At 71.7% G+C, this 14,478-nt stretch carries 10 protein-coding genes; 7 read left to right on the plus strand and 3 right to left on the minus strand.

Translation table 11 applies throughout. The annotated features are described in order from the left end of the window. Window positions 1–564 carry a hypothetical protein gene (locus ACWEN6_RS01805; protein WP_452568477.1) on the minus strand — a complete coding sequence of 188 codons (564 nt, stop codon included), beginning with the start codon at window positions 562–564 and terminating at the stop codon, window positions 1–3. 113 nt (window positions 565–677) lie between these two features. After that, window positions 678–1,238: a carboxymuconolactone decarboxylase family protein gene (locus ACWEN6_RS01810; protein ID WP_452568478.1), complete on the minus strand. Its 561-nt coding sequence runs from the start codon at window positions 1,236–1,238 to the stop codon at window positions 678–680. A 277-nt stretch (window positions 1,239–1,515) separates the two neighbouring features. Here ACWEN6_RS01810 and ACWEN6_RS01815 point away from each other — a divergent pair, with 277 nt between their 5' ends. Beyond that, on the plus strand, window positions 1,516–1,911 hold the full coding sequence (locus ACWEN6_RS01815; protein WP_452568479.1) for a nuclear transport factor 2 family protein: 396 nt from the start codon (window positions 1,516–1,518) through the stop codon (window positions 1,909–1,911). 123 nt (window positions 1,912–2,034) lie between these two features. Here the strand turns inward: ACWEN6_RS01815 and ACWEN6_RS01820 are convergent, their stop codons facing one another. Then, window positions 2,035–2,739, minus strand: coding sequence for a carboxymuconolactone decarboxylase family protein (locus ACWEN6_RS01820; protein ID WP_452568480.1), 705 nt, complete (start codon window positions 2,737–2,739; stop codon window positions 2,035–2,037). Window positions 2,740–2,970: 231 nt separating this feature from the next. Between ACWEN6_RS01820 and ACWEN6_RS01825 the strand changes: the two genes are divergently transcribed. From ACWEN6_RS01825 to ACWEN6_RS01850, 6 genes are all read left to right on the plus strand, one after another. Further along, window positions 2,971–3,234, plus strand: a complete 264-nt coding sequence (locus ACWEN6_RS01825) for an acyl-CoA carboxylase subunit epsilon (RefSeq protein ID WP_452568481.1) — start codon at window positions 2,971–2,973, stop codon at window positions 3,232–3,234. A 258-nt stretch (window positions 3,235–3,492) separates the two neighbouring features. Continuing rightward, window positions 3,493–4,485: a DUF1702 family protein gene (locus ACWEN6_RS01830; protein ID WP_452568482.1), complete on the plus strand. Its 993-nt coding sequence runs from the start codon at window positions 3,493–3,495 to the stop codon at window positions 4,483–4,485. A 254-nt stretch (window positions 4,486–4,739) separates the two neighbouring features. Beyond that, window positions 4,740–5,699 carry a DUF1702 family protein gene (locus ACWEN6_RS01835; protein ID WP_452568483.1) on the plus strand — a complete coding sequence of 320 codons (960 nt, stop codon included), beginning with the start codon at window positions 4,740–4,742 and terminating at the stop codon, window positions 5,697–5,699. Beyond that, window positions 5,696–7,663: a CRTAC1 family protein gene (locus ACWEN6_RS01840; RefSeq protein ID WP_452568484.1), complete on the plus strand. Its 1,968-nt coding sequence runs from the start codon at window positions 5,696–5,698 to the stop codon at window positions 7,661–7,663. Before ACWEN6_RS01835 ends, ACWEN6_RS01840 begins: the two co-directional genes overlap by 4 nt. A 5-nt stretch (window positions 7,664–7,668) precedes the next feature. Continuing rightward, window positions 7,669–8,676, plus strand: coding sequence for an enediyne biosynthesis protein (locus tag ACWEN6_RS01845; RefSeq protein WP_452568485.1), 1,008 nt, complete (start codon window positions 7,669–7,671; stop codon window positions 8,674–8,676). Then, complete coding sequence (locus ACWEN6_RS01850; RefSeq protein WP_452568486.1) at window positions 8,673–14,444, plus strand: type I polyketide synthase; 5,772 nt, start codon at window positions 8,673–8,675, stop codon at window positions 14,442–14,444. Before ACWEN6_RS01845 ends, ACWEN6_RS01850 begins: the two co-directional genes overlap by 4 nt. Window positions 14,445–14,478: the final 34 nt, after the last annotated feature.

Genomic DNA, 14,478 nt, shown 5'->3' on the forward strand with positions numbered 1-14,478 from the left:
TCAGGCCGGAACGGTGGCGCAGGAGCAGTTCATCCGCGCCCGCTCGTCGGGACGGGGACGGCGGTGCAGCACCATGGCCACCACCATGGGCACGAACACGACGGCGTTGTAGAACAGGTGCAGCTCCACGCGGGGCACCAGCAGCTGGATGATGCTGGTCGGCACCGGCCGGCCGAGCAGGTGGACGCCGGTCAGCGCCTGCAGCAGCAGGAGCAGGTGCTCGAAGTGGTGCCACACCTGGATGCCCAGCGAGATGGTCCACCAGGTGAGCGCCCGCCCGGTGAAGCCCTTGCGCAGCACGATCAGGCCCACCAGCATCAGCAGCGCGTAGCCGTAGTGCATCCACTCGGAGGTCACCAGCCACGGGAACGGCAGGCCGAGCACGCCGCGCGCCTCGGGGACCGGCCAGCCCATGACGTAGATCTGGACGGCCTGCGCCACGTGCTCGGCCCAGTGGGCGAGCACGATGAACAGGAACACGTTCAGGCCGAGCCGGTGCTGGTCGGTGTTCAGCGAGGTGAGCAGGTCGTGCCTGTGCGGTAAGGCGCTGGAGTGGCTGGCCATGGTTCCTCCGCGGTCGTCGGGTCGGTCGCCGCCGGGCGCGGCCGTCGCGCTCCGTGCCCCGCGCGGCGGGGGCATGCGTGGGCGGCCGGCCCGCCGGCGGGCCGGCGCGGCCGTCAGGAGCGGCGCTGCGCCTCGGCGAGCAGGGCCAGGTAGCCGTCGGCGACGATGCGCTCGGCCCGGGCCGCGTAGGAGGCCGGGTCGTCGGGGGCGATCGTCGCCAGGCCGTCGACGTAGCGGTTGTACATGCAGAACGCCGCGGCGATCAGCACGGTGTCGTGGATCTCCAGATCGGTCGCCCCGGCGGCGCGGGCGGCGGCCACGTGCTCCTCGGTGACCTCGCGCCCGCCGCGCTGGACGGCGGCGGCGATGCCGAGCAGGGCCCGTAGCTTGCCGGAGACGGGAGCGGAGGACAGGTCGTCGCGCACCTCCTCGACCAGCTCCATGCCCTCGGGGAGCTGGGCGGCGGCGTAGTGGGCGTGCGAGTTGTAGCAGTAGCGGCACTGGTTGAGCGAGGAGACGTACGCGGCGATCAGCTCGCGTTCGCCGCGGGTGAGGGTGGAGTCGGCGCGCAGCAGCACCTCCACCAGTTCGTTGAGGGGGCGCGCGGTTTCCGGACGGAACCCGAACAGGCCGCGGATGCCGGGCTGGTCGTCATCAAGGGTGATGTGGGGCATGGTCCGTTCCCTCGCCGTCAATGAACGAGGCCATTCCCGCAGCCTCGCGTGCGCGATCCGTCCGACAAACGTTCATGCTCGCCATTCCACCACCCGGCTGTCAATGGTTCTTTTCGGACACCCCTAAATCCGGTCACTGCATCCCGTAAATCCCGTTATCCACACCGGTATGGCTATACGGTAAGTATGTCCTCACTCTCTTGTTTGCGGGTAAAGGCCCGGCGTAGCGTCACCACGTCGCCCCCAAACGATCCGCACCATCATGAGGAGGCCGTCCATGTCCGAACACCCCAACGTCAACCCGGTCCGCGAGATCTACGACGCCATCGCCAAGGGCGAACTGGATTACATCCGCGACAGTCTGCTCGCCGACGGCGTCTCCTTCCACGTGCCGGGCCGCGGCCCGCTCGCCGGCACCTACAGCGGCAAGGACGAGGTGCTCGGCTACCTGTCCAAACTCGCGACGCACACCGGCAACTCACTGCGTTACGACCCCGACACCTTCCTCGCCGACGACGGCCACGTCGCCGCCCTGCTGCGCATCAGGGGCGACCGCGACGGCAAGGAGCTGGACGAGCGCGGCGTCCATGTCTTCCACGTCACGGACGGCAAGATCACCGAGCGGTGGAGCTTCCCCTACGACACCCACGTCATCGACGAGTTCTTCGCGTAGGCGTCCGGGGCGCCCGAGGCGCCCGGAGCACCGGCCCGGCGCCATGCGGGCCGGCGCCTTCTTCTGACCGCCCGGTCCGCCCGGCTCCTCGCCGGCGCGGGCCGGGCGGTCGCGTCGCCGCCGTCAGTTCTCGGCCTGCGATGCCTGCGACTCGGCGAACACGGCGAGATAGCCGTTGGCCATCTTCGCCCGCGCCGCGTAGACCTCCGGATCGTCCGGCGCGAACGTGGCCAGGCCGTCGACGTAGCGGTTGTACATGCAGAAGGCCGCCGCGATGAGCACCGTGTCGTGGATCTCGACGTCGGTCGCGCCCGCCGCGCGCGCGTCGGCCACCTGCCGCCGGGTGACCTTCTTCCCGCTCTCCTGCACCGACGCGGCGATGGCCAGCAGCGCTCTGAGCTTCTCGGAGACCGGGGCGGTCGACAGGTCGGCGCACACGTGCTCCACCAGCATCATGCCGTCGGGGGAGCGCACGGCGGCGAAGGCGGCATGGGTGTAGAAGCAGAACCGGCACTGGTTGAGCGCCGAGACATAGGCCGCGATCAGTTCGCGTTCCCCGCGGGTCAGCGTGCTGTCACCGCACAGCAGCACCTCCGACAGGGCGTTCAAAGGGAGCGCCGCGTCCGGGCGGTACCGGAACAGGCCGCGGATCCCCGGTTCGTCGGAGTTCAGCGCGATGTGCGGCTCCTCGGGGCTCGGCGCGCCCAGCGGCACCAGGGGAGGCCGGGCGGGCCATTCCAGCCCACAGGACAATCCGGCCGTCTGGGGCAGGGACTCAAGGTCGACGGACACGTTCGAGCGGACAGGTAGGGCCAATGCGTTCGACATTGCGGATCCTTTCGGCAGCCAACTGAGCTCGCACGTTCCACTGTGCGCGCCGCCCCGTCCCCGTAGACAGAGGTTCGGAGGTCAGCAAGCTGCCGGGGGACTTCCGTTTCCTGCAGGCCGCCCCCCCTTGACGTCCCCGGCGCGAGCAGGTCAGCACGGCAGGAGATGCGCCGGGCGGGGGTGGGAGTGAGGCTGGGAGAGCGGGTCATCCGAGCCGGGAGGGCGGCGACTGTGACGCAGGGCTTCTACCTGAAGGTGGTACGCGGCAACCCGACGGCCGAGGAGCTGGCCGCGCTGATCACGGTGCTCAGCGCGCGCGCCGCCTCGCGGACCGGCGGGGACTCCGGCGCACACCCGGCCCAGGGCGGCGCCGCCGACGCCGGCCACGCGCCGGAGACCGTCTCGGCGTGGCTGGACGGATCGCGCACGGTGCGCAAGCCGTCGGCCCCGAGCGCCAGTGCCGCGGCCTGGCGGGTCAGCGGCTGGGCCGGCTGACCGTTTTCCACATACTCGCTGGCGAGCCCCCGCATTCGCGGGGGCTCGCCGCTTTTCCGGTGCCTTGCACCGCTTACCCGGGCCGCCGGGAGGGCCTGCCGGAGGATCTTCGTCCGCGCCCGTAAGACAGGTCATTACAGATCATGACTTAGCTTCGCAATACGGGAGATGTCGCGAAACTCCTTCGCATATCACCATTAAATGGTCCAGCTGAGGCTGCGGAACCGTCATCGGCTGACGGCGAAGACGAGGAGCATTATGCCTACCCTGTTCGGTTCATTGCGCAGGCTCGTGCTGACTCCGTCGCTGGCCGACGTGACATTCGGCGTGCGCGGCTTTCCCGCCACCCCGTCGGAGGCGACGCGACGGCTGGAGGCCATCCCGCGGGCGGTGATCTGCGGTTTCGAATGGGGGATCGACGCGCGCGACCAGTGGGAGGTCGAGCGCCGTCTCGAACTGGTCGACCAGGAGCACCGGGGGTTCGCCTACGAGGGCGCGACGATGGCCTTCACCGTGCTGGACGCCATGGCCGGCGGGCGCGGCCACCGCACCCGCGACCTGCTGCTCGGCCCCGGGCAGCCGCACATCTTCCTCACCTACATCGGCATCGGCTTCGCCATGGCCCGCCTGCCCCGGCCGCTTTGGAAGAAGGTCATGCCCGACCTCAGCGGCTCGGCGTACTACCCCACGATGAGCTGGCTGGCCGTCGACGGCTACGGCTTCGACCGCGCCTACTTCGAGACCCCCCGCTGGGTGGACCAGCAGCGGGTGCCCGCGCCGTACGCCTGGGAGGGCGCCCCCGAGTACTTCCTGCGGGCCGTCGACCAGGGCATCGGCCGCGCCCTGTGGTTCATCCACGGCGGCAACGTCCCCGGCATCGCGTCCCGCGTCGAGGGCTTCGCGGCCCACCGGCGGGCCGACCTGTGGAGCGGCGTCGGACTGGCCGCGACCTTCGCCGGCGGCTCGACGCCCGAGGGACTGGCCGCGCTGCGCCACGCCGCGGGGGAGTACCGGCCCGAGCTGGCCCAGGGCGTGGTCTTCGCCGCCAAGGCGCGTGACTTCTCCGGCTTCGTACCCGAGCACACCGAGGCGGCCACCTCGGTGCTGGCCGAGCTGTCGATGGAGGCCGCCGTCGCGCTGGCCGACGCCACCTCGGTGAAGGCGGGCCCCGGCGCCGTGCCGGCCTACGAGCTGTGGCGGCGCGCGGTGCGCGCGCACTTCGCCACCGCCGGCGAGCGCATCCCGGGCTGACCGCCGCCGTCGTCTCCTTTTCCGCCGGCGCCGGCCGGCGGAAAAGGTCATTCTCGCATGCGCGGGATCAGACCCCATAAGGGTGCGGAGGTCATTTCCGCGTGCCCGGGAAACGGAAATGGCGCTACGCCGAGTGAGCACGTTTGAAGTGGACCCGAAGTAGCCCGATATGGCTACATTTAACCACAGATTATCCCGCGGAGCAGGGAAACCCCCGGGGGAGGGAGAGGGAATTGGCCAGCCTTCTGAGATCATTGAGGCGACGCATTATCACGCCGAACATCTCCGAGACGAAACTCGCGACGCGTGGTTTCCATGTGAAGAACGCCGAAGCCCGCGATCTGCTCGAAACGGTCGGCGAGATGTTCCTGACGGGCTACGCCTACGCGGCCGAGGCCCGCACGCCGGCCGAGGCGGAGGAGCGGCTGGAGCAGATCCCCCGGCGGTTCCGCGGCTTCGCCTACGAGGGCGCCGGCATGGCCTACGCCATCCTCGACGCCACGCCGCTGGCGACCAGCGGCAAGGTCGCCGCCAGCCTGGCCGGCCGGGGCGACGCCCAGGTCTACCTGATCTACGTCGGCGTCGGCTGGGCCATGGCGCGGCTGCCCCGCATGCTGTGGTCCAAGATCCACGCTCCCGACCCGCTGCTGCGGTGGCTGGCGCTGGACGGATACGGCTTCCACCAGGCCTACTTCCGCACCCAGCAGTACGTCCACGACCAGTACCAGGACCCGCGCTTCCCCTGGCCGGCCGACGGCGCGCCCGGGTACGCGAACCGCGTCATCGACCAGGGCATCGGCCGGGCGCTGTGGTTCGTCGGCGGAACCGACGTCGAGGTCGTCAGCTCGCTGATCGCCAAGTTCCCCGAGCGGCGGCGCGGCGACCTGTACGCCGGCGCCGGCCTGGCCGCGACCTACGCCTGCGGCGCCGAGGAGGACGAGCTGCGCAGGTTCGCCGAGCTGGCCGGCCCGTACCGTCCCCAGCTCGCGCAGGGCTCGGCGTTCGCCGCCGAGGCGCGGGTGCGGCCCGGCCTGGTGGTCCCCGCCACCGAGATCGCCACCCGCGTGTTCTGCGGCGTCCCGCCCGAGCAGGCGGCGCGCATCAGCAACGAGTCACGTCCCGACCAGCCGATTCAGGGTGATGTGCCGGCCTATGAGGTGTGGCGGCAGCGCATCGCCGACCAATTTGTCTCTCTTGGAGGTGTTAGCCGGTGACCGCGACCCTTGGCTGGCTGCGCAGGCAGCTACCGGGAATCGTCGCTCTCGTGCTGATCGTGAGCGTTTTCTCGATTGCCCGCCTGCCGTCCTACTCCGCGGCCGAGACCGCGACCATCGCGAGCAAGTTCTCGTTCAAGCCGTTGTCCATCGCGCTGCCCAGCGGTTACACGCAGCAGACGATCCGCAAGGTGAACAAGGACTACACGCACATCGACGCCTGGATCTCCTCGGTCGGCGCGGCCATCGCCATGAACGACCTCGACGGCGACGGGCTGTCCAACGACCTGTGCCTGGTGGACACGCGCATCGACCAGGCCGTGGTGACGCCCACGCCCGGCGCGCGCGGCAACCGGTACGCGCCGTTCGCCCTGAACCCGGCCGGCCTGCCGATGAACGACACCATGGCGCCGATGGGCTGCGTCCCCGGTGACTACAACGAGGACGGCCGCATCGACCTGCTGGTCTACATGTGGGGCCGCACGCCGATCGTGTACCTGGCCAAGCCGGGCGCGACCAAGCTGGACGCCTCCGCCTACCAGGCCGTCGAGCTGGTGCCCGGCGCCAACTCCACCAACGGCAAGTACACCGGCCCGCAGTGGAACACCAACGCCGCCACCGTCGCCGACTTCGACGGCGACGGCCACGACGACATCTTCATCGGCAACTACTTCGCCGACAGCCCCGTCCTGGACCCGAACGCCAACGGCGGCGTGCACATGAACCACTCGATGTCCGACGGCCACAACGGCGGCGAGGACTACTTCTTCCGCTGGACCGGTTCCAGCACCGGCGCCACCCCCTCGGTCACCTACGAGTGCGTCGACAACGTGCTGTCGAAGGAGGCATCCAAGGGCTGGGAGCTCGGCGCCGCGGCCACCGACCTGAACGGCGACCAGCTCCCCGAGCTGTACCTGGCCAACGACTTCGGCCCCGACCGGATGTTCTACAACCGGTCCACGCCCGGGCACATCAAGCTCTCGCCGGTCACCGGCGTCCGCTCGCCGATCATCCCCAAGTCCAAGACGGTCGGCAACGACTCCTTCAAGGGCATGGGCGTCGACTTCGGCGACCTCAACCACGACGGCCTGTACGACATGTTCGTCAGCAACATCACCACCTCGTGGGGCATCGAGGAGAGCAACTTCCAGTACATGAACACCGCCAAGAACCCGGCGGACCTGACCGCGAAGCTGAGCGAGGGCGTGGCGCCCTTCAAGGACGTGAGCGCGCCGTCGGGCACCGCGTGGTCCGGCTGGGGCTGGGACATCAAGATGGCGGACTTCAACAACAGCGGCGACCTGCAGATCGCGCAGGCCACCGGGTTCGTCAAGGGACAGACCGACCGCTGGCCGCAGCTCCAGGAGCTGGCCACCGCCAACGACCAGCTGCTGCAGAACCCCTTCTGGTGGCCCAACGCCCGCGCCGGCGACGACATCGGCGGGCACCAGACGCTGCACTTCTTCGTCAAGGGCCCCTCGGGCCGCTACGTCGACATGGCCAAGGAACTCGGCCTGGCGATCCCCACGCCGACCCGCGGCATCGCCACCGGTGACGCCGACGGCGACGGCCGCCTGGACTTCGCCGTGGCCCGCCAGTGGGACGAGCCGGTGTTCTACTCCAACCAGAGCCCCGACACCGGCGCCTACCTGGGCCTGAAGCTGTTCCGCGACACCCCCGCCTCCCCGGGCGCGCTCCCCGCGGCCGGCTCGCCGGTCACCGGCGCGCAGGTCTGCGTCAAGACCGCCGACGGGCGCACTTACGTCGCCCGCGTCGACGGCAGCAGCGGCCACTCCGGCCGGCGCTCCACCGACGTGCACATCGGCCTCGGCCAGAACGTCACCGGGCCGCTGACGGTGAACGTCAAGTGGCGCGACCGCACCGGACAGGTACACGCCCAGGACCTCCAGCTCGCCACGGGCTGGCACACGCTCGAGCTCGGCCAGCAGGCCAAGGAGAAGTGATCGACATGGCTGAGTCAAAGCCCAGCGCGGCCGAGTCCAAGCCCGCCGCGCCGCCGCGCCACGACCCCAAAGTGGTCACCGCGCTGCGCAACTTCGCGATCTCGATTTCGGTCTTCAACATCTTCGGCTACACCGTGCTGGGCTTCGAGCAGCCGTGGCTGTGGCCCTTCGTCGCCCTGGCCACCGGGTACGCCACCGAGATCGGCCTTGAGATCATCGGCGCCAAGGTCGAGGGACGCCCGCCGCGCTTCAAGGGCGGCGGCTTCAAGGGCCTGATGACGTTCCTGTACCCGGCGCACATCACCAGCCTCGCGATGAACATGCTGACGTATGTCAACGACCAGATCTGGGTGCTGTTGTTCGGCATCGTCGTCGCGGTCGGCGCCAAGTGGGTGCTCCGGGCGCCGGTCAAGGGCCGGCTGCGGCACTACATGAACCCGTCGAACTTCGGCATCGCGGTGATCCTGCTGCTGTTCCCCTGGGCCAGCATCGCCCCGCCGTACCACTTCACCGAGCACACCGACACGTGGTTCGACTGGATCATCCCCTGCATCATCATCCTCGGCGGCACGATGCTGAACGGCAAGCTGACCAACAGGATGCCGTTGATCATGGGGTGGGTCGGCGTCTTCGCCCTCCAGTCGATCGTGCGCGGACTGATCTTCGGCACCTCCATCCCCGCCGCGCTCGGCATGATGACCGGCGTCGCGTTCGTGCTGTTCAGCAACTACATGATCACCGACCCCGGCACCAGCCCCTCCAGGCCCGCCATGCAGGTGCTCTTCGGCGGCAGCGTCGCCGCGCTGTACGGCCTGCTGACCGCGATCCACATCTCCTACGCCCTGTTCTTCGCCACGGCCGGCGTCTGCGCCATCCGCGGCGGGTTCTTCTGGGCGGCCCACTTCGTACACAAGGCGCGCGACGAGCGCGAGGCCCAGGCGGCGCTCAAGGCGGTGGCGGAGTTCCCCGTCGACCAGGTGCCCGCCCCGGACAAGAAGGTCGCCACGGTATGACCAGGATCGCGATCGTCGGCATGGCGTGCCGATACCCGGACGCCGCGTCGCCCAGAGACCTCTGGGAGAACGCCATCGCCGGTCGCCGTGCCTTCCGCAGACTGCCCGACGTGCGGATGCGGCTGGAGGACTACTGGAACGCCGACCCGGCGCATCCGGACACCTTCTACGCCCGCACGGCGGCGGTCATCGAGGGGTACGAGTTCGACCGCGTCGGCTACAAGATCGGCGGCAGCACGTACCGCTCGACCGACCTGACGCACTGGCTCGCACTTGACACGGCGGGCCGGGCGCTGGCGGACGCGGGCTTCCCCGCGGCGGAGGGACTGCCGCGGGAGCGCACCGGCGTGGTCGTCGGCAACACCCTGACCGGCGAGTTCACCCGCGCCAACGTGATGCGGCTGCGCTGGCCGTACGTGAAGCGCACCGTCGCCGCCCAGCTCAAGGAGCAGGGCTGGGACGACGACCGGATCGCCACCTTCCTCGCCGACCTGGAGGTCACCTACAAGGCGCCCTTCCCCGGCATCGACGAGGACACCCTGGCCGGCGGTCTCGCCAACACCATCGCCGGCCGCATCTGCAACTACTTCGACCTCAACGGCGGCGGCTACATCGTCGACGGCGCCTGCTCCTCCTCGCTGCTGTCGGTCACGACGGCCTGCAAGGCGCTGCAGGACGGCGACGTCGACGTGGCGATCGCGGGCGGCGTCGACCTGTCCATCGACCCGTTCGAGATCGTCGGCTTCGCCAAGACCGGCGCCCTGGCCAAGAGCGAGTTCCGCCTGTACGACCGGCACTCCAACGGCTTCTGGCCTGGCGAGGGCTGCGGCATGATCGTGCTGATGCGCGAGGAGGAGGCCGTCAAGGCCCGCCGCCGCGTCTACGCCACGATCGCCGGGTACGGCATCTCCTCCGACGGCAAGGGCGGCATGACCCGGCCCGAGGTCAGCGGCTACAAGCTCGCGCTGAGGCGCGCCTACGAGCGGGCCGGGTTCGGCATCGAGACCGTCGAGCTGTTCGAGGGCCACGGCACCGGTACCGCGGTCGGCGACGCCACCGAGCTGCGGGCGCTCACCGAGGCCAGGGCCGAGGCCGACCCCTCGGCCACCCGCGCGGCGGTCACCTCCATCAAGGGGATGATCGGCCACGCCAAGGCCGCCGCCGGCGTCGCCGGGCTCATCAAGGCCGCCATGGCCGTGCACGAGCAGGTGCTGCCCCCGGCCATCGGCTGCGTCGAGCCGCACGAGGTGCTGACCGACGAGGGGGCGACGCTGCGCGCGCTGCGCAAGGCCGAGCCCTGGCCGGCCGGCGCCCCGGTGCGCGCGGGCATCACCGCCATGGGCTTCGGCGGCATCAACACCCACGTCGTGCTGGAGAAGACCGGTCCGAGGAAGCGCGCGCCGCTCTCGACGCGCACCCGCACCCTGGCCGCCTCCCTCCAGGACGCCGAGCTGCTGCTCATCGACGCCGCCTCGCCCGAGGCGCTGCGCGAGCGGGTCGCCGAGCTGGCCGGCTTCGTCATCACGGTGTCCTACGCCCAGCTCGCCGACCTGGCCGCCACCCTCCAGCGCGACCTGCGCGACCTGCCCTACCGCGCCGCCGTGATCGCCTCCTCTCCCGAGGACGCCGAGCGGCGGCTGGGCACCGTGCTGGACGCCCTGGACGCGGGGGAGACCCGCCTGTTCAGCCCGGAGGGCAAGGCCTTCTTCGGCCACGCCGACGGGCCGGGCCGGGTGGGCTTCCTGTTCCCCGGGCAGGGGTCGGGACGGGGCACCAGCGGCGGCGCGCTGCGCCGGCGCTTCCCCGACGTCGAGGAGATCTACCTCCAGGCGGCGCTGCCGACCAGCGGCGACATGGTCGCCACGGCCGTGGCACAGCCGCGCATCGTCACCGGGTCGATGGCCGGGCTGCGCGCCCTGTCCACGATCGGCGTGGAGGCCGACGTCGCCGTCGGGCACAGCCTCGGCGAGATCTCGGCGCTGCACTGGGCCGGGGCGCTGGACGAGGAGGGCCTGCTGCGCGTCGCCGGCGTCCGCGGCAAGGCCATGACCGAGCACAGCGCCTCGGGCACCATGGCCAGCGTCCGCGCGACGCCGGACACGGTGACCGAGCTGGCCGGCGAGCTGCCCGTCGTCATCGCCGGGTACAACGGCCCGGAGCAGACCGTGATCGCCGGTCCGCTCGACGCCATCGAGGCGTTCGGCCGCAAGGCCGCCGACGCCGGGCTGAAGTGGACCAAGCTCGCGGTGTCCCACGCCTTCCACTCGCCGCTGGTCGCGCCGGCCGCCGAGGCATTGGACGCCTACCTGGCCGAGGAGGAGTTCGGACCGGTCGCCCGTCCGGTGGTCTCCACGGTGACCGGGGAGACGCTCCAGCCCGACGCCGACGTCCGCGCCCTGCTGCGCGACCAGATCACCGCCCCCGTCCTGTTCACCCAGGCCGTCGAGGCGGCGGCCAAGGACCTGGACCTGCTGGTCGAGGTCGGCCCCGGCCGGGTGCTCAGCGGCCTGGCCGCGTCGGTGACCGAGGTGCCGGCGCTCGCGCTTGACACCGACGACGAGTCGCTGACCGGCCTGCTCAGGGTCGCCGGCGCCGCGTACGTCGCCGGCGTGCCGATCGTGCACGACGAGCTGTTCCACGGCCGGCTCGTCCGGCCGCTGGAGGTCGGCGCCGAGTTCACCTACTTCCAGAACCCGACCGAGCAGGCGCCGAAGGTGCAGATCAACGGCACCGTCCAGCAGCGCGTCGCCCAGCCGGTGGCGCCGGTGGCCTCCGAGACCGCCGGGCCGGTGGGCGAGGGCGGCGAGTCGAGCATCGACCTGCTGCGGCGCCTGGCCGCCGAGCGGGCCGAGCTGCCGCTGGAGATGGTCGGCGAGGACAGCAGGCCGCTGGACGAGCTGCACCTCAGCTCGGTCACCGTCATGCACATCATCGACCAGGCCACCCAGCGGCTCGGCGTGCCCGCCTCCAAGGCCCCGACCAACCTCGCCACCGCGAGCCTGCGCGAGCTGTCGGAGGCGCTGGACGCGCTGGTCGCCGGCGCCGACGGCGATCAGCCGGCCCCCGCCTCGGCGGTGGCCGGCGCGGCGCCCTGGGCGCGGCCGTTCAGCGTCGACCTGGACGTCCTTCCCCTCCCGGCGCGCACCTCCCCGCAGGAGAACGGCCCCTGGCAGCTCTACACGGCCGGGGACGCACCCCTCGCCGGGGCGCTGCGCGAGGCTCTCGAACGCGGGAAGGTCGGCTCCGGCATCCTGGTGGTGCTGCCGGCCGGCTGCCAGGAGGAGCACCTGGAACAGGCGCTGCTGGGCGCCAAGTCGGCGGTCGCAGCCGCCCCGGGCACCCGGTTCGTCCTGGTCGAGCACGACCGCGGCGCCGCCGGGCTGGCCAAGACGCTGCAACTGGAGGCCCCGCACCTGCGCACCACCATCGCGCACGTGCCGGCGACCCCCGAGGCGGTCGGCTGGGTCGTGCAGGAGGTGGCGGCCACCACGCGCTTCTCCGAGGCGTTCTACGACGCCGAGGGCGTGCGGCGGGTGCCGACCCTGCGGGCCATGCCGGTGAGCCCGGCCCGCACCGAGCACCCGCTGGGCGAAGGCGACGTCCTGCTGGTCACCGGCGGAGGCAAGGGCATCACCGCCGAGTGCGCCCTGGCCGTCGCCTCCGACAGCGGGGCCAAGCTCGCCATCCTCGGCCGCTCGGACCCGGCCGCCGACGCCGAGCTCGGCGACAACCTGCGCAGGATGGCCGACTCCGGGGTCGCCGTCCACTACGCCAGGGCCGACGTCACCGACGCCGCCGCGGTGCGCGCCGGGATCGCCGAGCTGGAGGCCGCCCTCGGGCCGGTCACCGCCGTGCTGCACGGCGCCGGCCGCAACGAGCCCAGCGGGCTGACCACGCTGGACATGGCCGCCTTCCGGCGCACCTTCGCCCCCAAGATCGACGGCCTGCGCAACGTGCTGGACGCCGTCGAGCCGGGCCGGCTGCGCCTGCTGGTGACCTTCGGCAGCATCATCGGCCGCGCCGGGCTGCACGGCGAGGCGCACTACTCCACCGCCAACGACTGGATGGCCGGCCTCACCCGCGAGGTGGGGGAGGCCAACCAGGGCTGCCGCGCCATCTGCATGGAGTGGTCGGTCTGGTCGGAGGTCGGCATGGGCGAGAAGCTCTCGGTCGTCGAGGGCCTGTCCCGCCAGGGCATCGTCCCGATCACCCCCGACCAGGGCGTGCGGATCATGCGGCGGCTCGTCGCCGACCCCGACGTCCCGCCGGTCGTGGTGATCAGCGGGCGCACCGAGGGCATCGACACCGTCCGCCGCGACCTGCCCGAGCTGCCGCTGCTGCGCTTCGTCGACAAGGCGCTCATCCGCTACCACGGCGTCGAGCTCGTCACCGAGGCCGAGATGAGCGCGGGCACCGACCTCTACCTGGCCGATCACCTTCTGGACGGCAACCTGCTGTTCCCGGCGGTGTTCGGCATGGAGGCCATGGCGCAGGTCGCCTCCGCCGTCACCGGCGAGCAACGGCCTCCGGTCATCGAGGAGGCCGAGTTCCTGCGGCCGATCATCGTGCCGCCGGAGGGCAGCACCACCATCCGCGTCGCCGCGACCGTCGTCGAGGACGACACGGTGCAGGTGGCCATCCGCAGCGCGGAGACCGGGTACGAGGTCGACCACTTCCGCGCCCGGCTGCGCTACACCGATCAGGGCGCCCCCGACGGGCCGCCCGCCCAGATCGGCGAGGGGCTGCCGGCCGTCCCGCTCGACCCGGCGACCGAGATGTACGGCGACACGCTGTTCCAGGGCGGCCGGTTCCACCGGCTGCGCCGCTACCACCGGGCCGCCGCCCGCCACGTCGACGCCGACGTGGCCGCCGTGGACGCGCGCGACTGGTTCGCCGGTTACCTGTCCGGCGAGCTGCTGCTCGGCGACCCCGGCATGCGCGACGCGCTCATGCACGGCAACCAGGTCTGCGTCCCCGAAGCCACCCTGCTGCCGGTGGGCATCGAGCGCATCTGGCCCGGCGGCGCGGCCCTGGCCGACGCGGGGCTGCTGCGCTACTGCGCGACCGAGCGGTTCCACGAGGGTGACACCTACATCTACGACATCGCCGTGCGCACCGCGTCCGGCGAGGTCGTCGAGCGGTGGGAGGGCCTGCGCCTGCAGGCGGTCCGTAAGAAGGACGGCCGTGGCCCGTGGGTCGCCCCGCTGCTCGGGTCCTACCTGGAGCGCACGCTGGAGGACCTCACCGGGACCCGCGCCGCGGTCGCCGTCGAGCCGTCGTCCGGCGCCGACGACGATCTGACGGCCGTGGCCGCGGGACGCGCCCTCGGGCGCGCCGCCGAGGTCCGCCAGGGCGCCGACGGGCGGCCCGAGATCGACGGCGGGCGCACGCTCTCGGCCGCCCACGGCGCCGGGGTCACCCTGGCCGTGGTGTCGGAGGGCCTGACCGGCGCCGCCGTCGAGCCGGTCGCCGAGCGGACCCCGCAGGAGTGGGCCGAACTGCTGGGCGCGCACGCGCCCCTCGCCGAGCGGCTCGCCGCCGCGACCGGCGAAGGGTACGACACGGCCGCGACGCGGGTGCTCGCCGCCGCGGAGGCACTGCGCGCCGCCGGCGTCCTGCCGAGCGCGCCGGTCACCCTCACCCCCGAGGTGCGGGGCGCCTGGGCGGTGCTCGCCTGCGGAGGCGGTCACGTCTCGACGCTCGTCACGACCCTCAGGGACGCCCCCGGCCCGGTCGTGTTCGCCGTCCTCACCGAGGGACGGTCGTAGGGCATGGGGGTTTCGACGCGGAAGGGCCGCCCTC

It is taken from the genome of Sphaerisporangium sp. NPDC004334 (genome assembly GCF_053602655.1).